The organism is Novosphingobium mangrovisedimenti (assembly GCF_025153475.1).
GTDB lineage: Bacteria > Pseudomonadota > Alphaproteobacteria > Sphingomonadales > Sphingomonadaceae > Novosphingobium > Novosphingobium mangrovi_A.
In genome coordinates this window covers 231,992-255,998 of sequence record NZ_JANZXA010000002.1, presented here as the reverse complement: position 1 = coordinate 255,998, position 24,007 = coordinate 231,992, and the positions used below count along the sequence as shown (strand labels likewise).

At 62.9% G+C, this 24,007-nt stretch carries 20 protein-coding genes and 1 tRNA gene; 15 read left to right on the top strand and 6 right to left on the bottom strand.

The window, feature by feature from the left end; all coding sequences use genetic code 11:
* Nucleotides 1-39: 39 nt before the first annotated feature.
* Complete coding sequence (locus NZK81_RS04665; RefSeq protein ID WP_260044345.1) at nt 40-465, top strand: hypothetical protein; 426 nt, start codon at nt 40-42, stop codon at nt 463-465.
* Between the two features lie 18 nt (nt 466-483).
* Here the strand turns inward: NZK81_RS04665 and NZK81_RS04660 are convergent, their stop codons facing one another.
* The 5 genes from NZK81_RS04660 to NZK81_RS04640 all read right to left on the bottom strand — a co-directional run bounded on the left by NZK81_RS04660 (nt 484) and on the right by NZK81_RS04640 (nt 5,263).
* Nucleotides 484-1,686, bottom strand: coding sequence for a sensor domain-containing diguanylate cyclase (locus NZK81_RS04660; protein ID WP_260044344.1), 1,203 nt, complete (start codon nt 1,684-1,686; stop codon nt 484-486).
* 229 nt (nt 1,687-1,915) lie between these two features.
* Nucleotides 1,916-2,437, bottom strand: a complete 522-nt coding sequence (locus NZK81_RS04655; RefSeq protein ID WP_260044342.1) for a DUF1993 domain-containing protein — start codon at nt 2,435-2,437, stop codon at nt 1,916-1,918.
* Nucleotides 2,438-2,477: 40 nt separating this feature from the next.
* On the bottom strand, nt 2,478-3,650 hold the full coding sequence (locus NZK81_RS04650) for a GGDEF domain-containing protein (RefSeq protein ID WP_260044339.1): 1,173 nt from the start codon (nt 3,648-3,650) through the stop codon (nt 2,478-2,480).
* A gap of 145 nt (nt 3,651-3,795) precedes the next feature.
* A complete protein-coding gene (locus tag NZK81_RS04645; RefSeq protein WP_260044337.1) occupies nt 3,796-4,560 on the bottom strand; it encodes a peptidylprolyl isomerase in 765 nt (254 codons plus the stop codon).
* 4 nt (nt 4,561-4,564) lie between these two features.
* The gene (locus NZK81_RS04640) at nt 4,565-5,263 is read right to left on the bottom strand and encodes a GcrA family cell cycle regulator (RefSeq protein ID WP_260044334.1); all 699 of its coding nucleotides are present in this window, start codon (nt 5,261-5,263) and stop codon (nt 4,565-4,567) included.
* 98 nt (nt 5,264-5,361) lie between these two features.
* Between NZK81_RS04640 and NZK81_RS04635 the strand changes: the two genes are divergently transcribed.
* Nucleotides 5,362-6,240, top strand: a complete 879-nt coding sequence (locus NZK81_RS04635) for an ABC transporter permease (protein WP_260044332.1) — start codon at nt 5,362-5,364, stop codon at nt 6,238-6,240.
* 244 nt (nt 6,241-6,484) lie between these two features.
* Nucleotides 6,485-8,692: a putative bifunctional diguanylate cyclase/phosphodiesterase gene (locus NZK81_RS04630; protein WP_260044330.1), complete on the top strand. Its 2,208-nt coding sequence runs from the start codon at nt 6,485-6,487 to the stop codon at nt 8,690-8,692.
* A gap of 47 nt (nt 8,693-8,739) precedes the next feature.
* Here NZK81_RS04630 and hspQ read toward each other — a convergent pair whose 3' ends face one another.
* Entirely contained in the window at nt 8,740-9,120 is a 381-nt protein-coding gene (hspQ, locus tag NZK81_RS04625; RefSeq protein ID WP_260044329.1) for a heat shock protein HspQ, read from the bottom strand.
* A gap of 157 nt (nt 9,121-9,277) precedes the next feature.
* Here hspQ and NZK81_RS04620 point away from each other — a divergent pair.
* The 12 genes from NZK81_RS04620 to NZK81_RS04565 all read left to right on the top strand — a co-directional run bounded on the left by NZK81_RS04620 (nt 9,278) and on the right by NZK81_RS04565 (nt 23,985).
* A tRNA-Ser gene (locus NZK81_RS04620) sits at nt 9,278-9,367 on the top strand.
* Between the two features lie 230 nt (nt 9,368-9,597).
* Nucleotides 9,598-10,776 (top strand): tyrosine-type recombinase/integrase, encoded by a 1,179-nt coding sequence (locus NZK81_RS04615; protein ID WP_260044327.1) that lies wholly within the window; start codon nt 9,598-9,600, stop codon nt 10,774-10,776.
* Nucleotides 10,777-10,926: 150 nt separating this feature from the next.
* Nucleotides 10,927-11,892: a TonB-dependent receptor gene (locus NZK81_RS04610; protein WP_328517071.1), complete on the top strand. Its 966-nt coding sequence runs from the start codon at nt 10,927-10,929 to the stop codon at nt 11,890-11,892.
* Between the two features lie 81 nt (nt 11,893-11,973).
* Nucleotides 11,974-12,453 (top strand): nuclear transport factor 2 family protein, encoded by a 480-nt coding sequence (locus tag NZK81_RS04605; RefSeq protein WP_260044325.1) that lies wholly within the window; start codon nt 11,974-11,976, stop codon nt 12,451-12,453.
* Between the two features lie 27 nt (nt 12,454-12,480).
* Nucleotides 12,481-13,725 (top strand): aromatic ring-hydroxylating oxygenase subunit alpha, encoded by a 1,245-nt coding sequence (locus NZK81_RS04600; RefSeq protein WP_260044324.1) that lies wholly within the window; start codon nt 12,481-12,483, stop codon nt 13,723-13,725.
* Nucleotides 13,722-14,069: a hypothetical protein gene (locus NZK81_RS04595; RefSeq protein WP_260044322.1), complete on the top strand. Its 348-nt coding sequence runs from the start codon at nt 13,722-13,724 to the stop codon at nt 14,067-14,069. The genes NZK81_RS04600 and NZK81_RS04595 overlap by 4 nt, the downstream gene beginning before the upstream one ends.
* 279 nt (nt 14,070-14,348) lie before the next feature.
* A complete protein-coding gene (locus NZK81_RS04590; RefSeq protein ID WP_260044321.1) occupies nt 14,349-14,864 on the top strand; it encodes an RNA polymerase sigma factor in 516 nt (171 codons plus the stop codon).
* On the top strand, nt 14,773-15,780 hold the full coding sequence (locus tag NZK81_RS04585; protein WP_260044320.1) for a FecR family protein: 1,008 nt from the start codon (nt 14,773-14,775) through the stop codon (nt 15,778-15,780). The genes NZK81_RS04590 and NZK81_RS04585 overlap by 92 nt, the downstream gene beginning before the upstream one ends.
* Nucleotides 15,781-16,070: 290 nt before the next feature.
* Nucleotides 16,071-18,860 (top strand): TonB-dependent receptor, encoded by a 2,790-nt coding sequence (locus tag NZK81_RS04580; protein WP_260044318.1) that lies wholly within the window; start codon nt 16,071-16,073, stop codon nt 18,858-18,860.
* Nucleotides 18,861-18,877: 17 nt separating this feature from the next.
* Nucleotides 18,878-20,119, top strand: a complete 1,242-nt coding sequence (locus tag NZK81_RS04575) for a phosphatidylinositol-specific phospholipase C1-like protein (protein ID WP_260044316.1) — start codon at nt 18,878-18,880, stop codon at nt 20,117-20,119.
* 244 nt (nt 20,120-20,363) lie between these two features.
* A complete protein-coding gene (locus tag NZK81_RS04570; protein WP_260044314.1) occupies nt 20,364-21,149 on the top strand; it encodes an avidin/streptavidin family protein in 786 nt (261 codons plus the stop codon).
* A gap of 112 nt (nt 21,150-21,261) precedes the next feature.
* Nucleotides 21,262-23,985: a helix-turn-helix transcriptional regulator gene (locus tag NZK81_RS04565; protein ID WP_260044312.1), complete on the top strand. Its 2,724-nt coding sequence runs from the start codon at nt 21,262-21,264 to the stop codon at nt 23,983-23,985.
* Nucleotides 23,986-24,007: the final 22 nt, after the last annotated feature.

Genomic DNA, 24,007 nt, shown 5'->3' with positions numbered 1-24,007 from the left:
GCGATTGACCGGAAGGGGGCGGCCGACCATGGTTACCCCATGTTTAAGAAACTCCTCGCCGTGTCGGCGCTGGCTCTTGCCGCCTCGCCTGTCGCTGCCCATGCCGGGCAGGAATCCTATGCCGAAGGGCAGGTGTGGCAATATACCACCCGCGCGCAGGACAAGGGTTCGCTCCTGAAGATCCAGAAGATCGACATCGAAGGCGGGCGCAGGATCTATCATGTCAGCGTGATCGGCGTGCACATGGGTTACCGGCAAGAAGTAAGCGTTCTGCCGCATCTTCCGGTTTCGGAGGAAACGCTCGACGCCAGCGTGACCCGTCAGGTGCATCCGGGCAATGCCTTTTCGGCGATCTCCGCCGATGCGGATATTGCCGAATGGCGCATGGTGCATGGCGGGGTTCTCACCACATCGCTGGTCCAGGCGCTGGACCAGGTCGACACGATGCTGTCGCCACAGCTCTGACGAACGAGGGCGGTTGCCTTAGCCGGTGACCGCAAGGCGCGGGCCGTTACCGTCGGTGCCCTTGGGTCGCTTGTCGGCGACGACGACGCGGTTCTTGCCGGCCTTCTTGGCGGCATAGAGTGCGGCATCGGCCATCGGGATGACGTCGGCCATGCTTGTCGCGGTTTCCGGCACTGCCGCCACGCCAAGCGAGGCGCTGACCGGGGCACAGTGCACCTCGGACAGGCTTTCGATCCGCATGCGCAGCATTTCGGCCTTGGCGGTTGCATCCTCGATGCCGCAACTGGGCAGGATGACCATGAGTTCCTCGCCGCCATAGCGCGCGACGACGTCCGAGGGCCGCAGCGCTCCGACGAGCTGGCTGGCCACGTCGCGCAGGACGGCGTCGCCCTTGGCATGGCCGTAGTCGTCGTTGAGCCGCTTGAAGTTGTCGAGGTCGATCATCACGACCGAAGTCGCGCTGCCGGTTCGCTCCGCCAGGCTCACATAGCGTTCGAGCGCGTCTTCCATGTAGCGGCGGTTGTAGAGGCCGGTGAGCGGATCTCGCAGCGACTGGGTGCGCAGCTTTTCGCGCAGGGCAATGTTGGACAGTGCCAGTGACATCGAGTCCGCAAGGGCGCGGGCAATGCGGCGCACCTGCATCAGTCCCGTGTAGGCGTCGCTATCGTCGAGCGCGAGAATCAGCAGGCCGTATACCTGCCCGCGCGCCATCATCGGCAGTTCCAGCGTCGCTGCACCGCCGATCTGGTGCATGCAGCACAGCGTGCCGGAAGCCATGTCGTTGATGTGCGGCTTGCCCCGCTTGAGCGCCCAGCAGTTCGTGGGAAGCAGCGTTGCCGCGGGTTCGAAGCGCTCGCTCTCGTTCCACGCCTTGGCCAGATCGAGCCGGTCGCGTGAATTGTTGAACACGTAGAGCGCACCGCCGAATTCGGGAAGCAGCCGCTGCGCGGTCGCCATCAGCACCGCCCCGGCATCCTCGTGGTTCTCGGCCGCCTGCAGCATGTCCGTCATCGCGAAGAGTTCTTCGATCTGGCGGCTGGTACTGCGGGCCTCGTCGAACAGGCGCAGGTGCTGGTGCATCTCGCCGATGGCACGCCGGCTGGCGGCGACCCCGATGGCAAAGATTACCAGGGTGCAGGTCAAGGCCGTCCAGCTCGCGGCCCGTGCGGCGGGACCGGTCAGGAAAATGCTCGCGGCGACGGAAACGACAGACAGGAGCATGACGGCATGCATCGCACGCCGCACACCTTTGTGCTGACGGTTGTCGGGAGCCAGAATTCCTTCTTTTCGCACCACTTCCCACTCGGCTATTGTGGAAACGGACGGTAACCAGAGGAAGTTAATTGAAGGTGATGTTCTACGCGATTTTCCGGATATTTGCTCGGTTGGACATCAGCGTGGGGCTTGTTCTAGGGCATTTGCAGAACAAGTGCGGCACCTGGAAAATCTTTCAGGCTTTTACGCGGACTTGTCCGAGGAAATCGCGCTTGCCGATACCCAGCCCCTGATTGCGCAAGATCGCATAGGCCGTGGTGGTGTGGAAGAAGAAGTTCGGAAGCGAGAAGCTGAGCAGGAAATCCGCGACGGTGAAGTCCATGCGCATGGTGCCGAACTCGAAGCGCGTGTCACGCCCGGCAATACTGTCGAGTTCTCCGGCGGGGAGGGCTTCCAGCGTGGCGATCGTTTCGGCGAGTTCGTTGCGCAGCGAGGCGAAATCGGTCGGCGCGGGGGCCAGTTCGGGGCTGAAGATGCCAGCACGTACGGCGGCGACGGCCCGTGCGGAATGGTGGCCGGCTTCGAAGATCTGCTTGGCGAAAGGCCACATGTCCGGCGCCAGTCGCGCGTCGGTCAGCGTCTCGGCGGGCAGGCCTCGTTCGGCGCAGTGCGCTTCGGCACGGTCCACAAGCCCCGACAGGCTGTTGAGCGTCTGCAGGCAGGTGGCAGCGAAAGCGTTGTCCAACGAGGCGGTCATGGCATTCTCCCGGGGTGTTTGTCCCCGAGAGTAGAGCGCATCAGTCGGCAGGACAATCCGGGAGGTTGGCCTTGAGTGCCAGATTGCGGCCCGATTCCTTGGCACGCAGAAGAGCATCGTCGGCCGCACGCAAGGCTTCGTGCGCATCGCGGTAGGCGTGGACGTCGGCCACGCCGGCGGAAAGCGTGATCTGTCCGAACGGCACGTCGGTCGCCCGGTTGATGAGCCGGCGCGCGGCAATCGCCTCGCGTGCCTCGTCGATCACCGCGCAGGCCTCGTCGATCAGCTTGTTGCGCAGCAGGACGACGAATTCCTCGCCGCCATGGCGGGCGACGTGGCACTGCTCGTCCGAAATCGTCGCGAGAGACTGGGCAACGGTTCGCAGTACCCGGTCGCCGGCGTCGTGGCCGTGCTTGTCGTTGATGCGCTTGAATTCGTCGATGTCGCAGAATGCGACGCACAAGGGCTCGCGATTTTCACGCGTCGCGACATATTCCTCGCCATAGCGCGTTTCGAAGGCGCGGCGGTTGGGAAGGCCGGTCAGGTGGTCGATTTCCGCTTCCGCCCGGGCATCGGCCAGTTGCTTTTGCAGAGTGCGGGTCTCGCGCTCGGAACGGCTGAGTTCGCGTGCCACCTTGCGGGTGCGGCTGAGCATGTCGCCGGCAAGTGCCGTAAGCTGTTCGATCATGTCGCCGTGCCCGTCGGTGGACGCGGTGTCGATGGCGACCAGGCCATCGACATGGGCCTTGAGCGCGGAATTGTAGTCGTTGGTGGCGTTTCGGGCCATGCTTGCCGTAACCGAGAAGGCCTCGACGGTGCCCTCCAGGCGCAGGATCAGCGCGTGGATCTGCTCTGCCCCGTTTTCCTCTTCGGTTTGCCCGTGCACGACATCGTCCAGCCAGCTCGATGTCACCGGGCGGCCATCGGCGACTTGCCTGGCAACGAGCCCTGAGAGCGGGGGATTGGTGCCGGTGACGATGTCGTGGGCCACTTCCAGCGTGAAGGGAGAGACGGGCAGGTCATGCTGCATCAGGAACTGCGTGATTTCGCCCAGCGTACGAAGCCGGCGGCGCTGATCCGCATCGGGCTCGGGGGCGTCTTCGTCCGGCGGATCGACGCGGGAAACGTCGTCGAACGCATCGCGCGCGCTGCCGCCGAAGCCGAACCAGCGCATCCAGCCACCCCGGGCCATGCTTGGGTCATGTGCCGTCATGAACAAGGTTAACGGCTGGGGTCACGCGATTTTAAGATCGGCGCCCGTTTAAAACGCACTGCCGGCTGAAAATTTTCCGGCGCTTGCGGTTTCTTTTGTCGGCGGCCGGTTCAGGTGGTTCGCGGGTATCGTAAACGCAGGCGGTCTAGAGATCGTCCGCAGGGGTGGTGGGTTCCTGCACGGGCTCGGGCGAGGGCGGGGCGTCGACGCGGCGGGCACTGACGATCCTGACCTCGTTCTCGAGGATGTCGCCCTTCATGACGCCTTCGCCCTTGGTGGCCGAGCGCGGCATGTTCCAGATCGCGCGCACCACGTCCATGCCGCCGGCGACATGGCCGAAAGCGGCAAAGCCCGCGCCGGGGTCCTCGCCCGTATTGTCCTTGTCCGCATCGAGTGCGGGCATGTCGGAGAGCAGGATCATGAAGTCGGCCGTTGCGGTGCCGGGGGCGAAGCGGGCCATCGAGATCGTTCCGGCCTTGTGCAGGATACCGGTCTGGTTGGTGGTCTCGTGCGCGACCGGGGGCAGCAGCTTGGCGCCGTCGCGTACGCCGCCCTGCAGCAGGCCGGCCGGGGTGTCGCTGTAGCCGAGGTGCATGGCGCGATAGAACACCGCGCCGTCCATCCGCTTGCTGTCCACGTATTTCAGGAAATTGGCCGTGGTAAGCGGGGCGTGGGTCTTGTCCAGATCGAGCGTAATCACGCCGGCGCTGGTGGTCAGCGCGACATAGGCGTGTTCCACGGGGGCCGGAGCAGGCGCGGGTTGCGTGATCTCAGCAGACTGCGTGACCTTGGCGGTCTGCGCGGCATCGTCGGGCGCATTGCGGGCGTTTGCCGGAGCCGTTCCCAGCGTTAGTGCGAGCGGTGCGGCAAGCGCCGCGATTCGCGAGGCCTTCCGCACCGTCTTCGTCATGCGTTCAGCGAACCCGCGGGCCGCCGAAGGGCAGGGGCGGGGGAGGCCGGCGCGCGCCGCGCGGCAGCTGTGCCTGATAGGCCCGGCCGCAGTGCTCGACGCAATAGGGGAAACCGGGGTTCACCTTTTCGCCGCAGAAATGGAAATCCGCCTCGCCCGGGTGCCCCATCGGCCAGCGGCAGATGCGGTCGTTGAGGTCGAGCAGGCTGGTCTTGTCGGCGATTTCCGGGCTCGGCTTGGCCGGAACCAGGCGGCGCGGCGGGGCCGGCGGGATCGGCGGCTGCTGATCGCCGGGGCCCTGACGCAGGAAGCCGCCGGGGCCGACCGAGATGATGCGCGGCTGGTCGCTCGCGGGCTTTTCCGGCGCGGCCGCGGGAGCAGCGGCGGGCGCTGCGCGTACGGGCTGTGCTGCCGGAGCCGCCGGGGCCGGTGCGGACGCGCGGGGCGGGGCCTCGCTCGCGGGCTGCGCGGCGCGGGCGGGCGGAGCCTCGACCGCGGGCTTGACCTTCTTGGGAGCGGCCGGGCGCGCCGGCTTCTCGTTCGCCTTGACCGGGGAGGGGCGTGCCTTGAGGCCAAGGCGGTGGGCCTTGCCGATCACGGCGTTGCGGCTCACGCCGCCAAGTTCTTCCGCGATCTGGCTGGCGGTAGCGCCGCCTTCCCACATCTTGGTCAGCTTCTCGATCCGCTCGTCCGTCCAGCTCATTCCTGTTCCATCTTTCCTGCATGGGACGATAAAAGAATCATCCCGAAATTCCTGGCACCCGCTTGCCTCGCAAGGCCGCAGCCGATACTCGCCGCTCCATGGCCGATCAAACGAATTCGTCCGAACTGCTGGCGCCCACCGCGATATCGCAGCCTCGCCGGTTTCCGGCAAAGGGAGAGCCTTTGATCCACCAGGTAAACTGGGTGGGGCTCAAGACCCTTTATATGAAGGAGGTGCGGCGTTTCTTCAAGGTGCAGACCCAGACCATCTGGGCGCCCGCGATCACGACGCTGCTGTTCCTGGTGATCTTCACGCTCGCGCTCGGGCGTGGCGGCAAGGAAGTACTGGGCGTCAACTTCGCGACATTCGTGGCACCGGGCCTGATCGTCATGGGCATGATGCAGAATGCTTTCGCCAATGCCAGCTTCTCGTTCCTGTCGGGCAAGATCCAGGGGACGATCATCGATTTCCTCATGCCGCCCTTGAGCGAAGGAGAGCTGATGCTGGCCATGGTGGGCGCGGCGGTAACGCGCGCCGTGCTCGTGGGACTGGTGCTGGCGGGGGCGATGATGCTCTGGCCGGACGTCGACCTGTCTGTCGCGCATCCCTGGGCGATCGTATGGTTCGGGCTGATGGGGGCGATATTCCTGTCCCTGCTGGGTTTCATTTCCTCGATCTGGGCCGAAAAGTTCGATCACAACGCGGCGATCACCAATTTCGTGATTGCCCCGCTCTCGCTGCTGTCGGGCACGTTCTACGTCATCGACAATCTGGCCCCGGCGTTTCAGATCATCAGCCGCTTCAACCCGTTCTTCTATGTGATCTCGGGCTTCCGTTTCGGCTTCCTGGGCGCAAGCGACATCGGGGACACCAATCTGGCAGTGCTGCACGGCGCGCTGGGCATGGGCGTCGTGAACATCGCATTCGCCCTGATCGTCTATCTGGTCCTGCGTTCCGGCTGGAAGCTCAAGGGGTGAATCCGCAGGCTGCGGGCATGCGAAAAACCGTGAGGCGCCAGACAGTTCGTTAAGGCGAAATCGTTATCATGTTTGCGGGTTGCCGGGGCCTTAGCGCTGCGCGGAAACCCGCGGATATGCAAAAGTAGTGGCGGGCAGGGCACGCAATTGGGCGGGTAACCTGTTAACCTAATTTAATCTCTCTGTGTCTTAGGGTTTCGCCGTGTCCCCCCGTCGCACCCTGAGCGCTGGTCGCAGATCCCTCGTGGCGAACTTCACGCCGCACATCGTGCTGGCTGCGCTCGGCATCGCTGCGTTGATCGTGGGCGTGCTGCTCTGGGCCGACCGGGAGGTCGATCGCATCGCCCGCGAGCGGGACAATGCGATCGTCTCGCTCGTGCTCGAACAGAGCGTCGAACGTGTCGCCCACGCCCAGGAGACCGCCACGGTCTGGGACGACGCGGTCCTAAGGATGCGCCAGAAGCCGCTCGACCTGGACTGGATCGACGGCAACCTCGGCATCTGGCTCCATGACTATGCCGGTTTCGACGAGGTCTACATCCTCTCCCCTTCGGGGCAGCCGATCTACGCGATGCGCAATGGCAAGCGCGTGATGCCCGAGACCTACATCGCGGTGGAGGCCGTTGCCGATCCGATCGTGGCCCGGCTGCGGCGGACCAAGAACGTCGTTCGGTCGACGGGCGGCGATGTCGCCATGCTTTCGCCAGGGCGCGCCGATTTCGCTATCTTGCGCGGCCGACCGGCGGTCGTCAGTGTCAAGCTCATCGTCTCGCAAAGCGGGAAGATCGCGCAAACGCCGGGTCAGGAGGACGTCCACGTCAGCGTCGTGTTCCTCGACGACAATTTCTTCGCCCGGCTGGGCAGCCAGTACGGTCTGGCCCATGCCCGCTATCAGATCGCCCCGAGCCGCGACCTCGATGATGCCTCGGTCGCGCTGCGCGGCGCGGGCGGGCACACTATCGGCTATCTCGTGTGGCAGCCTTTCGCGCCCGGCAGCCAGGTCACGACTGTGGTGGCGCCGATACTGGTGCTCGTGCTGCTGTTGTCGATCGGCGTGATCTACGTCCTGGCAAGCCGTCTGGCCAAGCGGACCTTCGATCTCGAGGAAAGCCGTCTTCAGGCCCAGCATCAGGCGATGCACGACGGCCTGACCGGACTGGGCAACCGCGCCATGTTCGAAATGCGTCTGGACGAGGCACTGGCGCGTTCGCGCCGTCTCAATACGTCGCTGGCGCTGCTCTATGTCGATCTCGACCGGTTCAAGCAGATCAACGACACGCTGGGCCATCCGGCCGGCGACGCCCTGATCCGGCAGGTCGCCCGGCGCCTTGTCGCCGAAGTGCGCGGCTACGATTTCGTTTCGCGGCTGGGCGGAGACGAGTTCGCGATCCTGATCAACGAGCCGGAGGATCGCGCCGTGATCGACCGGATCTGCTCGCGCATCGTCGCGCAGCTGGAACGCCCTTTCAACGTCTCCGGCTCGCAGGCCTATATCGGCGCGAGCATCGGCGTGGCGATTGCGCCCGAAGACGGTCTGGATCGTGCGGAACTGACCCGCAAGGCCGACATCGCGCTTTACGAAGCCAAGGCGGAAGGGCGCAGCCGCTATGTGCTGTTCACCCCCAGCATGGACGAGGACGTGCGCCTGCGCGAGGCGACCGACCGTGAACTGCGTCAGGCGCTGGCCGATTGCGATGCCCAGTTGCGGCTGCACTACCAGCCGATCTTCTCGACCAGCGACGGTTCGCTGACCGGGGTGGAGGCGCTGCTGCGCTGGGAGCATCCCGAGAACGGGCTTGTCACGCCCGATGCCTTCATCCGTGCCGCCGAGGAATCGGGGCTGATCGAGGTGCTGGGGCAGTGGGTGCTGCGCCGCGCGGCGCTCGATGCCCGGAACTGGCCGGGCCTGCGTGTCGCCGTCAACGTCTCGCCGATCCAGGTGCGCAGCCACAATTTCACCGAAACCGTGCGCGAGATCCTCGCCGAATCCGGGCTGGAAGCCGAACGGCTCGAGATCGAGATTACCGAGACTGCGCTGATGGCGGCCTCCAGCGAGGTGGCGGCTTCGCTGCGCGAACTGCGTCAGATGGGCGTGGCCTGCGCGCTCGACGATTTCGGTACGGGCTACTCCTCGCTCAGCCATATCCGCGACATCGCGGTGGATCGGATCAAGATCGACCGCTCGTTCGTGCAGGTGGTGAACACCGAGGCCGGGGCCGCGCTGGTGGAGGCGATCGTCGGTCTGGCGAGTGCCAACGGCCTGCGCCTCACCGCCGAAGGGGTCGAGAATCGCGACCAGTACGCCTTCCTGGGACGAGTCGGCTGCCACGAGGTACAGGGCTATCTGTTCGCCCGCCCGGTGCCGGCCGATCAGATCGCGCGGATGCTGGAAGAAAAGCTATGCGTCCAGCCGGCGCAGCAAAACTGCGATCATCCGGCGGCAATGATCTAGGAACCGAGCCGTCCCCGCTTCCGAACGATGCGGGGGCGTGCGATGCCTCAGTGCGCCAGCCCGCGTCGCAGCCGGTAACGGCCGTTGCGGAAATCCTCGAAGATCTGCGAAAGCGAGGGATGATCGATCGGGCCGCCGTCCGCATCGGCCGTCAGGTTCTGCTGGCTGACGTAGGCGACGTAGCTCGAATCCTCGTTCTCGGCGAGGAGGTGGTAAAAGGGCTGTTCGCGCCCGGGACGCACTTCGAGCGGGATCGACTGGTACCATTCCTCGCTGTTGGCGAAGACCGGATCGATGTCGAAAACGACGCCGCGAAAGTCGTGATGCTTGTGCCGGACGATATCGCCGATCGCGAAACGCGCCCGTGTCTGCCGGGGGGCGTCGATGACGCGTCCGGCCTGCGGGGAAAAGAAGGACGCCCTGTTCATGTGTACAGATATAGGTTTGGCGCGAAGGCGAAACAAGCAAGGCCATTCATTGATCCCCGCATTTTCCGAAATGGGGGGCTTGGCAAGCGCGAACATCTGGGCTAACCGCCCGCTTCGCTCGACCCGGTGGACGCCCACCGCAATCGCGATCTCTAGCGGAGAGGTGGCAGAGAGGTCGAATGCGCCGCACTCGAAATGCGGTGTACGGGCAACCGTACCGTGGGTTCGAATCCCACCCTCTCCGCCAGCCACGCTTTTTCAAGCAGGCTCACAACGTCTCAAGGCGTCCAAAAAATCATTTAAAATCTGCTGGTTGCAGGATTCCGGTGTCTCAGGTAATCTCGAGCCGGATCCGTTGAGCGCGCCGCAAAAGAGGGTCCCAAAGAGGGTCCCAAAGAGGGTCCCGATCCGGGGCCGGCATACCACAGCAACCTTCGACCCATGGCGGGAAGGGGTCTTGAACAGGAGTTCAAGATCGTGACCAGTCATGCCCTGAATCGTCTCACCGCCACTCGAGTTGCCGGCATCAAGGAGCCAGGCCGCTACGCCGACGGCGGCGGCCTGTTCCTGTTTGTCGATGCCACTCGCCGCCGCTGGCTGTTCCGATACACCTGGCGCGGTGCCAAGAAGGAGCTGGGTCTCGGCAGTGCCCGGTCCTTGTCCCTAGCCAAGGCGCGGGAGAAGGCAGCCGAGTATCGCGCCATGATCAGCGAGGGTAAAAATCCCAAGGCTGAACGAGCGAAGGCAAACCGGTACGTCACCTTTGGCGAATATGCCGATAGCTTCGTAGAGACGATGTCGCCGTCCTGGAAAAACGCGAAGCACATCGACCAATGGAAAATGACGCTGACCGTCTATGCAGCGCCGATCCGGCCGCTGCTGTTGCACGAAATTGAGACCGATGACGTTCTCAAAGTGCTTCGACCACATTGGAGCCGGGTTCCTGAGACTGCCGACCGGTTGAGGGGACGCATCGAGAACGTACTTGATGCTGCCAAGGCAAACGGGCTGCGCGAAGGCGAGAATCCCGCGCGCTGGCGTGGTCACCTTGACCAACTCCTGCCTCGGCGACGAAAGTCATCGCGCGGCCATCATGCTGCTTTGCCATTCAATCGTATCCGGCGCTTTATGACCAAGCTGCATGAACGCCCTGCAGTTGCTGCGCGGGCTCTCGAATTTCTGATTCTGACTGCTGCCCGGACAGCCGAGGTGCTCCACGCGGATTGGGATGAGATCGACCTGCGCCAGCGGATATGGATCGTTCCAGCCGAGCGAATGAAGGCCGAGCGGGAGCATCGGGTGCCATTGTGCGAGGCGGCGCTTGAAATTCTCAAGGCCACGCCTGCCAAGTCGCGATCCGGTTTGATCTTCAAGAATTCAGCCAAGGGCAACGCACTCAGTATGATGGCGATGCCCATGCTGCTGCGCCGGATGGGCATCGAAGAAACCGTACACGGCTTTCGCTCTACCTTTCGGGACTGGGCGTCAGAAACCACCAACTTTCCGAATGAAGTGTGCGAGATGGCGTTGGCGCACACCATTCCGGGCAAAGCCGAGGCTGCTTATCGAAGGGGAGACCTCTTCAACAAGCGCCGCAAACTGATGGACGCATGGGCCAAGTATTGCGGCTGCGCCACCGATCCGCTCAGCAAGTGACGTTGAGGTCTCGGTGCATTTCGTGATGCGCCGAGCCTTCGATCATGCGCCTGGCAGGTTAGACAGCGGGGTAGACTTTCGATCTGCGTCGCTTGATCAGCGGGTTGATATTGATGGCAAAAATCATAGGGGTGGAGGTCCGAGCCGGACCTGAACCTCACGGCCGGCATCCGCTGGACCGAGGACCAGAAGACCTTCAACAACGCCAACCAGTATATCGTGGAAGCCGGCTTCCTTACCGGCGCGCCCTATAACCCCGATGGATCGGGGCTTGAGGACGGCGATCCGCTGATGGGGCCGCTCGGCGATTCCGCGACGATCAAGGACCGGGCATGGACGCCGATGGCGAGCCTTTCCTATCGCTGGAGCCCCGAAGTGCTGACCTATGCGTCCTATTCCAAGGGCTTCAAGGGCGGCGGCTTCACCCAGCGCGTGTTCCCGCCTTTCGCTTTCATCCCCTCGTTCAAGCCGGAGACCAGCGAGACGTTCGAATTCGGCATCAAGACCGACCTGTTCAATCGCCGGCTGCGGCTGAACAGCGCCGTGTTCCTGAACAATTACGACAACCTGCAGATCACCGTGAACGATCCCACGCTGGGCTTCGCGCCGATCATTCAGAACGCCGCCAAGGCGCGGATCAAGGGCTTCGAACTCGAACTGCTGGCCGAGCCGGTCTACGGCCTGCGGATCGAGGGTGGCCTTGGCTATCTCGATGCCGCGTATCGCAATGTCGATCTCCGCGCGCTCGATGCCGGCGTCTCGACTGATTCCAAGCTGCAGAACGCGCCGAAATGGACACTGAGCGGGGCCGTTTCCTACAAGGCGGAATTCGGCAATGGCAGTTCGGTCACGCCGCGCGTCGACTGGTCGTATCGCTCGAAGGTCTACAACGATGCGGTGAATACGCCGGAACTCGTGCAGCCTGGCTATCACATGATCAACGCCGCGGTCGCCTATCGCGATCCCAGCGAGGCCGTGACCGTAACGCTGGGCGTCAAGAACCTGACCAAGGAAGTGTACCTCAGCTCTGGTTACGGGGACTCGTTCGGCGGGATCATCGAGGGCGTCTATGGCCGGCCGCGCGAATGGTACCTGAGCGTGGGCTACAGCTTCTAAGCCACCCGACTGACGGTGGGGGCGCTCCCCCACCGTCTCCTTTCCCGACAGCAAGGCCATCTCCCCGTGCAGGAAACCCCCGTGCAGGAAACCATCGAGACCCGTATCAGGCGGCTGGAAGCGCTGGTTGCGATCGAACGGTTGATCGCCGATCTCGGCCGCGCCTTCGACAGCGGTCCTTCCGCGCAAGCGCTGCGCGCCCTTTTCGCCGAGGACGCGACCTTCGAGATAGACCGCTACGGCACGCTGACCGGCAGGGATGCGATCGCGGAGGGCGTGGCAGGCAATGCCGACACGGGCTTTTCCTGGACGCTGCACTATCTCGTTTCGCCGCGCATCGATCTGTCGTCCGATCTCGCCTCTGCCGAAATAGGGTTCATGCTCTGGGAACCGGCATCTGCGGCCAGCGGCAAGGCCTACTGGATCGGCGGCAGCTATGCGGCGCGGGCCGCCGAGATCGGCGGGCAATGGCAATTCACCTGGCTGCGGCTGAATGCCGAGCTGATCTCCCACTATCCCGAGGGTTGGCACGACATGCCTGCTGCGCTCGCCGAGGCATGAGCGCGCCCCATTACGAAAGAGGATGCAATGTATAGCGACCCGGAAACACTCGAACATGTGCACCGGACGGTGCCGCAGATCCGGCAGGAGCTTGGAACGGCTCCCGTGTCGGTCCGCTCGATCAGCGACCCCGAGATCTACCGGCGGGAGCAGGAAGAAATCTTCGGTCGGGTCTGGCTGAAGGTGGCTACCGATTGGGAATTGCCCCAACCGGGCGATTACAAGGCCAAGGAATTGCCCGTTGTTGGCGCCTCCATCCTGGTGATGCGCGACAAGCAGGGAAAGATCCGCGCCTTCCACAATGTCTGCACCCATCGCGGCAACAAGGTCGTGCCGGGCGACGGCTATGAACGGTTCGGCCATTCGCGCGCCGCAGTCGTCACTTGCCGCTTCCACGGTTGGGTCTTCGGGGCCGATGGCGCGCTGAAGTCGGTGCCGCAGGAGGAGGGCTTCGGCACGCTCGACAAGTCGTGCCTGGGCCTGCGCGAGATTGCCTGCGATGTCTGGGAAGGCTTCATCTTCGTCAATTTCGATCCGCAGCCGGCCCAGACGCTGGCTGAATACCTGGGCGATTTCGGCAAGCTCTTCGGCGGCTTCCCCTATGGCGAAGCGACGACGGCGTTCCGCTATACGACCGTGCTCAACTGCAACTGGAAAGTCGCTCTATACGCCTTTTCCGAAGGCTACCACGTGCCCACGATCCATGCCGGTTCGCTCCCTGGTTTCCGCGGTGTCGAACACACCGATTTCAAGATCATGGGGCCCCATGCCTCGTCCACCATCTATGGCGGCGGGATGGATGCCGCGGCGTCGACGCATGCCTTTGCCGGCGTGCTGGCGGGCAGCGAACGGCACTGTCCCCGGCCGGACCTGCTGCCGCCCGCCATCAATCCCAAGCGGCGAGACGATTTCCAGTTCGAGTTTCCCAACATCTTTCCGAACTTTCTGATCCATCTCGCGTCCGGGTGTGGCTATCCGGGGATGGCCTATTTCACGCACCAGTTCTGGCCGCTCGGCCATGGGCAGACGCTGTGGGAAGGCATCAACTATTTCCCTCCGGCCCGAAACGCCGCCGAGCGGGCCGCCCAGATCCATGTCAACGCGATACACCGCAATGCCTGGCTGGAGGACACGGCGACCATGGAAGACACTTTCGCCGGGATCATGTCGGGCGCGATCGACGAGATGCAGCTGATGGATCAGGAATTCCTGATCCGCCACGCAGGCCAGACGCAGGACAAATTCCTTTCGGAAACGGGAGTTGAGGCATGACCGAAGGTTACGAACTGCCCGAGGGCTTCGAAGGTCTCGAGGCCATGGCCGAAAAGTGGGCGAGGCCGACCGAGGATGAGCGCAATGCCATCCGCTTCAATGCCGGCGCGGAGGACTTCGCGGAATTCTGCGAGGTGATGATGCCGCGCCTGCCCGGCCTGTTGGGCCGGCTGGCCGGATATGATCCTTCGCCCAGCGACCCCGCTGAGAACCGGGCGCTGCAGCTTGTCTGCGCCTTTGCGGAGGCGGCGCCGCATCACGAACTCTACGGCGGCAGTCCGCAAGTGCCGTTCAGTTTCGATGCACGGCGTTTCGTCCCCGAGCACGGTCGGCAGCGGCTTTAAAGGCTGCTGCCAAAGTGAATTGACTGGTGGAGAGGAGGGCGGCCAGACCAAGGGGCAAGCCGTACATGCTGTCGGACGGGAACAGCTCCATCCTTTTGGTGCTCGTAAGGACGGCAAGTCCAAGGCATGGGGGAGGGCGTCTGTTCCGGCAGGTCGCATCGACCATGATGGTTTGGGCTGCGCGCATTGCGCGGCCCGGCCTTCCATCATCCGGCCAGGGATATCTGTCTGAGTCCGCGAAACATTATTGTCATTTCGTCCTCATATGGCGTCGCGAAGATGGCCACAGCAGCATCCCGGTTACACGCGCAACGCACTGCCTTGCTGGAATATGTGGGCCGGCAGGTCCGCGACGCGACACTGAGCGAAGACATCGTTCAGGAAGCCTATCTTCGTCTGCTGTCGTTCGAGGCAAAGCCTGACAAGGTCGTGAACAATGCGCCCGCACTGCTGCGTCGCATTTCACTGAATCTGGTTCGGGACCATTTCCGCCGTGCCATCCGTACCCCGGTTGTCGAGCTGTCGGACACGCTCCCCTGCACGATGCCGACTGCCGATCAGCAGATCGAACGACGGCAACTGATCAGGCTGGTCGCGGATGTCCTCGGGAAGATGCCGCGTCTGCGCCGGGAAGTGTTCATTCGCCGCCGCATACATGGACAGTCGGCGCGCGAAGTGGTCGAAGCAATGGAACTTTCCCCGAGTGCCGTCAGTCACCATATGGCGCGGGCCATGGTGGACCTGCATATGGCGATCCAGAAAATCGAAAAACGAGGCGGCCCTGTCCGAGAATAGCTCCATTGAGTTCCAGGCCGCGGAATGGATAGAGCGCCGCACCGGCGGTGAGCCCTTTGACGAGACAGCTTTCCAGGCCTGGCTTGCCGCTGATCCCGGGCGCCAGCCGGTGTTTGACGCCATGTGGCGGCACATCATGGGGTCGGATATGAACGCGGCCTTGCGCGCCTATGATAAACGGGGGGCATCCGGACGTAATCTGGCGGTCGGTGGTCTGGCCGCGTTGCTGGTCGTGGCGGGCGGTTACAAAGCCACACCGTCGGTCGAGTTGTACTTCGCCCAACCCCGGGAATATGCGGTGGCGGGCGAAGAGGTTCGCGAGATCAGACTGGAGGATGGCACGCGGCTCTTCCTGGCGGGCGGCGCCGATGTGAAGGTCCGCTATACGCGTCATGACCGTGTGGTCGAACTGGGACAGGGAACGATCTTCGCCAAAGTCGCCCATGATGAGGGGCGCCCGTTCAGGGTGGATACCGGCGAGGCCCGTATCGTGGACATCGGGACAAGTTTCGAGGTCCTGAGCAAACCCGGTGAGATCCGCGTTTCGGTCGCGTCGGGTGTGGTTCGTTTCGGTCGCAGCGGCTGGTTCGACAAGCCGATCGAACTCATCCGGAGACAATCGGCTACTCTCGATCGGACGGGGCTAAAACGGACCGCGGATGTTTCCCCGGACAATGTCGCCCGCTGGCGCAGCGAATGGGTGGAATACAAGGGGACGCCTTTGCGGCAGGTGATCGCGGATCTGCAAACCCTCTCTCCCTTGCCGATCCGGATTGCCGATGAAAGCCTGGCGAACAAGCTGGTGGGCGGGAGGATACGTCTGACCGATCCGGTCGGTCAGCTACAGAATCTGGCCATTATCTACGAATTCCAGGTCCGTCGCAGCGACAATGGTCTGATCGTATCGAAGAACTGATTGCCAGGCGTCTGTTCCATAAGTTCATGTAATAAAAATGTAATAAAAAACATTGGCAAATTTGGGCTGTCGCCGCGTCAATCCCCTGAACCCAATCAAATCGCACACAGGGGAATAATATAGTGTCCATGTTAACGGGCTCGCTTCGTGCGGGGGCTGCTGCCTGCGCTCTTGCTATTGGTACTGTTCTGGTCGCATCGCCTGCATCGGCGCAAAACAGCATTGCTCTTCCATCCGGGAGCCTTGAGAACTCGCTCAATACGCTTTCACGTCAGCACGGCGTACAGATATTGTACGATCAGGCGTTACTGCGCGGGAAGAATGCGCCGGCAATCCGGGGGGCTTCCTCGGTCGAAGCCGCGCTGACCCGGCTATTGCGCGGATCGGGCCTGACCTATCGGAAGCAGGGCAAGACCTTTCTGGTTGTCTGGGAAAAAGCCACGCCCGGAGCAAAGCCGGCGCGCAAGCCTGGCTCGGCCGCCCTTGCCGCACCTGCCGCCGAAGATGAAGCCGGACATCGTACCGACATCATCGTCACCGGAGAACGGGCCGTCGATCAGTCAAACATCGCGCGCAAGTATGAAAAAGACGAAATCTATGACTCGGTAAATGTCGATGACGCCGGCCAGTTGCCCGATTTCAACATTCCCGAAGCGATGCGGCGGATTGCGGGCGTGTCGGCGATCTACGACGAGGACGAGGGCCAGTTCATGACGGCGCGCGGCCTGCCCGTCTCCTACAACCTCACGACCTTCGACGACATGGTCATGGCCACGATCGGCGGCTATGGCGATGGTTCGCGCAATATCAACATGCAGGCCATTCCTTCCACCGCGCTCAAGCGGCTGGAAGTCTACAAGTCCCACATGTCCGATCAGGATCTCGGCTGGGTGGGCGCCCATTTCAACACCGACACGCGTTCGGCCTTTGACGCGAAGGGCCTCTATCTCATCGTCCGGGGCAAGCTGAACTATTTCACCGCCAACGACACGCCTACCGCCGTGCCGGTCGGCTCGCACAATAGCGACAACACGCTGGGCTATCAGGCCGACCTGACCATGAGCGACCATTTCGGGGCCGATGACCAGTTCGGCTTCGTCCTGGGCGCCAGTTATTATTACAAGAACCGCCACCAGTACAAAACCCAGTACAACAATCTCGCCTATCTGGGCGAGGATGCCGACGGGGACGGGGTGGGCGACATCGTCGCTCCGCGAGAATTGCGGGCCTATGCCTATACCAATGCAATCAAGCGCGTGGGCGTGGTGGCCAAACTGGAATGGAAGCCCGGTCCGATGAGCTATCTGGCCTGGACCGGCGCGTTGTACACCATGAACGAGTCCGAAAACCGGTTCATGCACGGCATTCGCGGGATTAGCGAAAGCAACATGACGGTGACGGATGCCACGTCGGGCACGTTCAAAAAGGGCTACGGCGAAATTCAGGCCGCCTATTTCCCGAACAATCGCCGCCAGATCAGTTCCAAGCTCCATGGCGACCATAGCTTCGACAATGACGGAAAGCTGAGCTTTGATCTCGGCTACAGCCAGCACAGGCTGAAGGACAACGCTTTTCCCGATGTCAGCATTCGGACGTTGACCAGCATTTCCGGCACTTATGACACATCCGGAACTTTCTGGCGGCTGGTGCCCGATGCGGCATCGAACGCTGCATGGTATTCCGCGCCCAGCTATGTGAACGTCACCTCCAACGATATTCGCTCGCGCCACAGTCAGGAACGGGTGATCGATTTCAAGGCCGATTATGACTGGCACACGCGCGGGGAACCGGGCCTGGGCTTCAAGGCCGGCATCAAGATCACCGATCTCTATCGTACGCGCGACGATGGCCGCATCCGCGGGGTGCGCGGCACCGATACCGGCATTACCGATTATGATTTCGCCTATTTGAGCGATTTCGAGATTTCCGGGCGCGATGGCCAGCCGATGCTGATGCTGGACTATCAGCGCTGGCAGCAGGTGATGGGCCAGACCGAGGATACCGACAGTTCCTACGAATATGATCGCAAGGACGACAGCGCCTATGGCGAAACGATCAAGGCGGGTTACGCCATGGTCACCTATGCCGACGATCGCTTCAAACTGGCCGCGGGCCTGCGATATGAGGATGTGGACGTGCGCGGGTGGTACAACGCCGTGGAGGCGGCGTCCCCGCACGACCTTTACAGCCGTCAGAACATTAACGGCGGGTATAATTCACTCAATCCCAGTGTCAGCCTGCGCTATGCCCCGGCCGACAATCTGCGCCTGAAACTGGCCTTCAGCCAGACGCTGGGCCGCCCCAACCCCGATCAGGTGGCCAAATCGGGCGAAAGCGTGTCGTTCGACGCGGATGACACGCTGACCTCGGCGACGCGGGGTAATCCTGATCTGAAACCGCGCCGCTCGTCCAATTTCGATGCCACGCTGGAATACTACTTCAACGGACGAAAGAACCTGATCATGATCGGGGGATTCTACAAGGACATCCGGGACGAGATCGTCACCCGCACCAGCGTGATGGATATCGTCTATGACGGGATCCTGTACGAAAATGTTCGGGTCAAGCAGCCGCAGAATGCCGAAAACGCCAAAGTCTGGGGCGCCGAGGCGCAGATCGTGCTGTCGGACCTCAGCTTCCTGCCCAAGCCTTTCGACCGCCTGGGGTTCAACGCCAATGCCCTGATTACCGGGGCGGAGATGCAGTACAACGACGACCTGAAGCTGGATTTCCTGCCTTACCAGTCGAAGTTCGTGGCCAACGTGGCCGTGAGCTATGAATGGACGGACCGGCTGGAAACCCGTGTCGCCTACAACTTTCTGGGCGGCTATCAGGACAGCGTGAGCCTCAATTCCGATGAGACCGCGGTCAACCTCAAGAGCCAGCGTCGGTGGACCAACTGGGAAACAGTCGACGCCAAGCTGCAATATAAGGTGACCGACAAGCTGCGGCTGCAACTGGAAGCCAAGAACTTGACGGACGCCAATCGTCGCAAGATGCAAGGGCCTAGCTTCCAGTACATCTACGAAGAAAACGAGTTCGGCCGCTCTTTCTTCCTCGGCGCTTCCTATCGCTTTTGACCATCGGGTGCGTCGGCATGGCGAAGATGCCGGCGCACCATGCTGTCCTTCAATGCAAGGTCCTATCCATGCGCTTAATACCTGTTCTTGCCGGTCTGATCGCGTTCACCGGCCTTTCCGCTGCTTACGCGCAGCCGGCGCCTTCTCCGGCGAATTGCGGCGGCGATCCGGACATAGAGGGGCCATGCGCTGCGATGTTCGACGCCATGCCGATGAACGAGATCCAGGCCATCGGTTCGCACAACAGCTATCATCAGCGACCGACCCTGCCGGAACTGAAGCTGATCGAGCATATCCGGCCCGGTACCTCTCCTGGCTGGGATTATGGTCATGCGCCGCTTGACGAACAGCTCGATCGCGGAATGCGCCAACTCGAACTCGACGTTTATTATGATCCCGAAGGCGGCCGTTACGCTGATCCGCTCGGCCCGCGTCTGACGGCGGGAACGCGCGGCGCGGCGCCCTACGATGCGGCCCCGATGCAGGCGCCGGGTTTCAAGGTGATGCACATGCAGGACATCGATGTCCGCTCAAGCTGCGCGACGCTGCTTTCCTGCCTCGGGCAGATCAGGGACTGGTCGAATGCTCACTCCGGGCACGTTCCGCTGCTCATCATGTTCAACACCAAGCAGGAAATGATTGATTTCGAGGGAACCGTGCGGCCGTTGGCGGTGAATCAAAAGGCCTTCGCCGCGCTGGAAAAAGAGATTCTGACGGTCTTCACCCGGGATGAAATCCTGACCCCCGACGACGTCCGTCAGGGGGAGGCGACGCTGCCTGATGCCTTGCGCAAGCATGGCTGGCCAACCCTGCGACAGACCCGCGGGAAAGTGCTGTTCCTGATCGACGAAAACGCAAGCGTCATCAAGACTTACATGAAGCGCAGCAAGGCGCTGGAAGGCAAGCTGCTGTTCGTCAAATCGGTTGCGCCCACTCAGCCCCATGCGGCGATATTCGTGGAGAACGAGCCGTTGAAACAGTATGATGAAATATGCCGGTTAGTGGAATCCGGCTTCATCGTTCGCACGCGCGCGGATGCAAATCTGAAAGAAGCGCGTTCCGGAGACGATACGCGCATGGTCGCAGCGCTCGGATCGGGTGCCCAATTCGTGACCACCGACATGTACCAGGCGCGCGCTGACCTCGGCAGCTATTCGGTATCGCTACCTGACAATCAAGTGGCCCGCCGAAATCCCCGTTTGTGGCGTGAGAGAATGTCGGCTGTCACTGAACCGTCGCGGGATTGCCGAAGGCCCTGACGCCTGAGAGCGCGGGGCTACGATATGAGTTAGACGACGAACAGGCCAGTTGTTGGTTTGGTGGACATCGGGATGAGGTGTTTACCAGGCTGGAGGACCTGAATGGAGCGATGCACCCTCCAGGCTTTGCCACCCTACCCGAGCGGGTAGCTGGCAACCGTCTTCCCGGGCTGCGATATGTGGCCCGGTGCCGAGGGCAGGCCTTTTCCTGTCACCGGCCCGTTGTGGCAACCGGGAAGGTATCGTGACTGTCGCGGGGACTTGGGAAAACGAATACGGTTCCCGGATGACGCTGGCCGTCGACGGGGCCGGTGTGTTCGGGATCTATGAATCCACCACCGGTTCGACGGGCCGGTATCGTGTGGTCGGGCACCAATCCCAGGAAAGTCCCACGCCTGAGGCAGGGCAGCCGGTGGCCCTTGCCATTGCGTGGCACTCCGTTGCCGGTGGACCTGCCGATGCGAGCTGGAACTGGGTGTCCGCGCTTGGCGGGCAGATCAGCGTTGTCGATGGTGCGGAGGTTCTGTCGGCAAGCCACCTCCTCGTTGCCACCAGCGACTTTCCCGGTCTGTGTCGCCAAGGGGTCTTTTGCGATAAACTGACCTATCGGCGCGTGGCCACCGCACCTGCTTTTCCCGGGCACATGAAGTGTGGAGAATTGCAGATCGTGGACGTGCTGGCCGGTTGCTGGCAGGCAGGCGATGGCACGGTGCTGGATATTCATGTCAGGCCGGAACCGGATGACCGCTTCGGTGTCCTCGGCGGTTGCCTGACGGTGGGGGGGCAGGCGCTGGAGATCGTCGGCTTTTCAGACGTCAACGCGGTGCGGGACAGGATCGGTTTTCAGTCCGTCGCCATCACGGCGCTGGACAGGGCGCGTAATGCCACCGTGGCCTTGGGGGGATGGATCGAGCAGGCGAGCGGCGTTCTCACCCTGCAACTGCTAACCAACCATGCGACCGGCCCTGCCGATACCTACTTGCAGACCGCGATCCGGCCGCTTCAATTCCTGCGTTCCGATGGCGGGTGATCGCCCCCGGGGCGTGACGGATCGCGCGGTTGCGCCGCCCGGCGATCCGTCCCAATATGATCCGGTAGAAAGGCAGGGAAGGTCCGGGCCGACCTGTCAACGCCGGATGCGCATGACGAATACCCAGGCTGCCAGCGAAATCCAGCGGATGCTTCAGCTCAAGCTCGAAGTGCCGCGATTGCCTTCGAACGTGGTGCTGCGTTCGCGGCTCATCGATGCGCTGGGCTCGATTTCCGCGAGCCGGCTGGTCCTGCTGACGGCTCCGGCCGGTTTCGGCAAGACCACGCTGCTGACCCAGTGGCGCGATCACCTGAAGGTGGCCGGCGAGCGGGTAAGCTGGCTCACGCTCGACGAAGGCGATGCCGATGTTCGGCGTTTTCTGATCGGGGTGATCCGGGCGCTGGAGGCAGCGGGCGTTACCTTTCCAGACCTTGGCGCGCAGGCCGAGCGGGGACTGACGGAAGTCACCATCGACAAGGTCATTCGCGACATCCAGCTGTGCCTTGATGGGAACAGCGAGCCGGTGACGCTTATTCTCGACGATTATCACCGCGCGTCATCGCCCGTCCTCGATGCCTTTCTCGATCGCTGGATTCCATTGTTGCCCGAAGGTGTTCGGCTGCTGATGAGCACGCGGCGCCGTCCTGAAATCAGTCTGCACCGGTTTCTGGGTTCGGGGGAAGCCGTCGAGATAACCAGTGACATGCTGCGCTTCACGCCGCTGGAATCGCGCCAGGTGCTCGATGTGGGGCTGACGTCCGCCGATCGGGACGCGCTGGCCGAGCGGATAGAGGGCTGGCCGGTGGCGCTGCAGCTCGCGAGGCTGATTTCGTTGCGCGGACAGGCCGATCCTTTCGCCCTGACGCGCCTCACGTCGCGCGGCGGGCACTTGTGGAGCTTCCTGTCCGATCAGGTGTTGCGCGGTCTGAGCGAGGAGGCGGTGGACTTTCTGCTCGAGACCTCGATCCTCGAACGCTTCAGCGCCGAAATCACGGATGCGGTGCGCGGGCGCGAGGACAGCTGGCGGATCATGGAGCAGCTGGAGCCGCTGCAATCGCTGCTGACTCCGCTCGATGCCGAAGCCACCTGGTACCGCTATCACCATCTCTTTGCCGAATATCTGCAGGCTCAGTTGCGCCAGCGCCGGCCGTCCGCCGTACCGGTGCTTCACTTGCGCGCCTCGGAAGCTTTCGAACAATCGGGCCTTCTGACCGAGGCGGTGCGCCATGCAGGGCTTGCCGGAGATTACGAACGCTGCGCCGAACTGGTCGAGCAGGCAGGCGGATGGCGGCTCGTGCTTTTCGGCGGGATGGGCCATCTTAACCAGTTGCTTGATTTCATTCCGCCGGCCGAGCGGCTTTCCCATCCGCGCCTGCTGATCGCCGAAGCCTACGTCAAACTGAAGATGGGCCATATACGTGAGGCACGCTCGATCTTCGATCTCGTGGCGCGCGAGATCTCGGAGCCGCCGGGGGACTGGGCCGCGCTCGACGAGTATGAGCGCGACATCCTCAACATCGGCGTGCTGATCCGGATTTACGAGGACAACAGCGTCGAGGTGCCGCTGGTCGACCTGTTCGAGAATCTGCAGGATCGTCTGCCCAATGCCGACGGCTTGACGCGGGGTGTGCTGGCGTGCGCTTCGGCCGTGGCCAACTTGTGCACGGGACGGCTGGAAAAGGCCGAGGAATTCGCCCGGCAGGCCATGGGCGGCATGCGCGATGCCAATTCGGTGATCGGCCTCAATTACTGTTTTCTGCACGCCGGAGTGTCGCGCGCCTATCGCGGCGAATTGCAGAGCGCGACCGCCTACCTCCAGCACGCCAAGGCGATGGCGGTGGAGAATTTCGGTGCGGACAGCGGCCTCAAGGCCATAACCGAAGCGCTGCTGTTCACGGTGCAGTTATGGCGCGACGGCAGGCTGTCGACACCGTCGGACGAACTGGATGAGGCGTTCCGCCATGTCTGCGATTACGACGGTTGGTTCGAGATCTACGCAGCCGGGCTGGACAGCCGGTTCCGCCTTGCCTGGCTGGCGCGCAATATGGGCGGGATGGATGCCGTGATCGCCGATGGGGACGGGCTGATCCGGTCGCGGGGGCTCGACAGGCTGGCCAATATCGTCGATGCCCAGCGGCTTCTGCGGCATTGCGCGGCACGGGATGAGGGCGCGGCGGCGCCGCTGGCGGTAGTGCTTGCAGGCCAGTTCCCGCTCGGTGGCTGGAAGGAGAATGCGGCAAGCTGGCGTCCCTATCAGGACATCGGTTTTGCACTCGCGACCTTTCTGGCCGACATTGATCCGAAGCAGGCGAAACAGCGGGCCGAGGATGTGCTGGAATGTGCGCGCGCCGTCGATGCGCGGTTCTACGAGGTGCGCGCGTTGCTGCTGCTGTCCCGCATCGAATCCGCGCAGACGCAGCAATACCGGGCGATGGTGCACTTGCGCACGGCGGTCGAGATCGCAGCGGGGCAGGGCATAGCGCTGCCGTTTCTGGAGCAGCGCGAGCTTGTGCCGCTGATCCGCCAGCTCAAGCGCGATCTGTGGGACAGCGGCAGCGATCCGGTCGAGGCCTCGTTCCTGGCGGACATCGACGAGCGGATTGCGGAGGCAGTGCCGACGGGCAACAACCCCATGGACCTGCTCAGCACGCGCGAGCAGGAAGTCATCGCCGAACTTTCACGCGGGCTGACCAACAAGGAAATCGCACGCGCCCTGGACATGACCGAGCACACGGTGAAGTTTCATCTCAAAAACATCTTCGCCAAGCTCGGCGTTGACCGGCGCGCCCACGCGCTGAGCGCGCTGCGCGACATCAAGCCTTTCGAGCGGGCCTGATCACCGGCCTCACCTACTCGCC

What these genes read in the sequence shown, in the direction of transcription:
- NZK81_RS04665 (WP_260044345.1), top strand. Translation starts at nt 40, where the DNA reads ATGTTTAAGAAACTCCTCGCCGTGTCGGCGCTGGCTCTTGCCGCCTCG.
- NZK81_RS04660 (WP_260044344.1), bottom strand. Translation starts at nt 1,686, where the DNA reads ATGCTCCTGTCTGTCGTTTCCGTCGCCGCGAGCATTTTCCTGACCGGT.
- NZK81_RS04655 (WP_260044342.1), bottom strand. Translation starts at nt 2,437, where the DNA reads ATGACCGCCTCGTTGGACAACGCTTTCGCTGCCACCTGCCTGCAGACG.
- NZK81_RS04650 (WP_260044339.1), bottom strand. Translation starts at nt 3,650, where the DNA reads ATGACGGCACATGACCCAAGCATGGCCCGGGGTGGCTGGATGCGCTGG.
- NZK81_RS04645 (WP_260044337.1), bottom strand. Translation starts at nt 4,560, where the DNA reads ATGACGAAGACGGTGCGGAAGGCCTCGCGAATCGCGGCGCTTGCCGCA.
- NZK81_RS04640 (WP_260044334.1), bottom strand. Translation starts at nt 5,263, where the DNA reads ATGAGCTGGACGGACGAGCGGATCGAGAAGCTGACCAAGATGTGGGAA.
- NZK81_RS04635 (WP_260044332.1), top strand. Translation starts at nt 5,362, where the DNA reads ATGGCCGATCAAACGAATTCGTCCGAACTGCTGGCGCCCACCGCGATA.
- hspQ (WP_260044329.1), bottom strand. Translation starts at nt 9,120, where the DNA reads ATGAACAGGGCGTCCTTCTTTTCCCCGCAGGCCGGACGCGTCATCGAC.
- NZK81_RS04600 (WP_260044324.1), top strand. Translation starts at nt 12,481, where the DNA reads ATGTATAGCGACCCGGAAACACTCGAACATGTGCACCGGACGGTGCCG.
- NZK81_RS04595 (WP_260044322.1), top strand. Translation starts at nt 13,722, where the DNA reads ATGACCGAAGGTTACGAACTGCCCGAGGGCTTCGAAGGTCTCGAGGCC.
- NZK81_RS04590 (WP_260044321.1), top strand. Translation starts at nt 14,349, where the DNA reads ATGGCCACAGCAGCATCCCGGTTACACGCGCAACGCACTGCCTTGCTG.
- NZK81_RS04575 (WP_260044316.1), top strand. Translation starts at nt 18,878, where the DNA reads ATGGCGAAGATGCCGGCGCACCATGCTGTCCTTCAATGCAAGGTCCTA.
- NZK81_RS04565 (WP_260044312.1), top strand. Translation starts at nt 21,262, where the DNA reads ATGACGAATACCCAGGCTGCCAGCGAAATCCAGCGGATGCTTCAGCTC.